2 protein-coding genes are annotated in these 1,085 nt (G+C 68.6%); both read left to right on the plus strand.

Annotated features, from left to right (window positions below; genetic code table 11):
* Positions 1 to 633 (plus strand): type I-E CRISPR-associated protein Cas7/Cse4/CasC (locus tag PV682_RS44065; protein WP_319738597.1); only part of this gene is annotated, 633 nt, incomplete at its 5' end.
* Positions 630 to 1,085 (plus strand): type I-E CRISPR-associated protein Cas5/CasD (gene cas5e / locus PV682_RS44070; RefSeq protein WP_319738598.1); only part of this gene is annotated, 456 nt, incomplete at its 3' end. The genes PV682_RS44065 and cas5e, both read left to right, overlap by 4 nt.

A 1,085-nucleotide genomic window follows, 5' to 3' on the forward strand; every position in this document is an offset into this window, starting at 1 on the left:
GACCTCAACGTGGAGGCCGCGACGCAGGTCGCCCACGCCATCAGCGTGCACAAGTCGGACATCGAGTCGGACTACTACACGGCGGTGGACGACCTCAGCGCCAGTGACGAACCCGGCGCCGGGATGATCGGCACCGTCGACTTCAACTCCGCGACCCTGTACCGCTATGCGGCCGTGGACGTCGACGACCTGCACCGCAACCTCGGTCTCGGCCTCAAGGCGGACGAACCTCCGAGCACCCCGGCGGAGAAGGCGGTCACCGCGTTCCTGGAGGCGTTCGTCACCTCCCTGCCGACCGGGAAGATCAATACCTTCGGCAACCACACCCTCCCCTCCGCTGTGATCGTGAAACTGCGCGAGCGACGGCCAGTCAGCTTCGTCAGCGCTTTCGAGGAACCCGTGCCGCAGGGCACGAAGGGCGGATACCTCCGGCAGAGCTGCCAGCAACTCGCCGAGTACGTACCGAACTTCGAGAAGCAGTACGGCATCGAGACGGCACAGGACCACAGTTGGGTCTTCCGTGTCGGCAACGAGACCGAGGCACTCGCGCCGCTCGGCCGGGCCGTCTCCCTCAAGACCCTGCTGGAAGAGGTACGTTCGGCGGTGGCCCAGCGGCTGGGTGCCGGAGCATGACCCTTCCCGGCCCGGACCGGGCGGCCGGCACAGCGGTACTGCTGCTGCGGCTCGCCGGTCCCCTCCAGTCCTGGGGTTCATCGGCCCGCTTCGCCCGCCGCGGCACCGAGAACGCGCCCACCAAGAGCGGCGTACTCGGCCTGCTAGCCTCTGCCGAGGGCCGCCCGCGCGGTGCGGACCTCTCCGATCTGGCCGCGCTGAGGTTCGGGGTACGGATCGACCAACCCGGCTCGCGGCTGCGGGACTTCCACACCGCGCACCACTCCGACACGGGCAAGTCCATGCCGCTGTCCGAGCGGTTCTACCTCTCCGACGCCGTGTTCGTGGCAGGGGTCGAGGGGGATCCAGCACTGCTGCGACACCTTTACGACGCCGTACGCGCACCACGCTTCCTCCCCTACCTCGGCCGACGCTCCTGTCCCCCTTCTCACCCTCTCGACCTGGGGGAACCG

This window comes from Streptomyces niveiscabiei, from assembly GCF_033794345.1.
Classification (GTDB): Bacteria; Actinomycetota; Actinomycetes; order Streptomycetales; family Streptomycetaceae; genus Streptomyces; species Streptomyces niveiscabiei.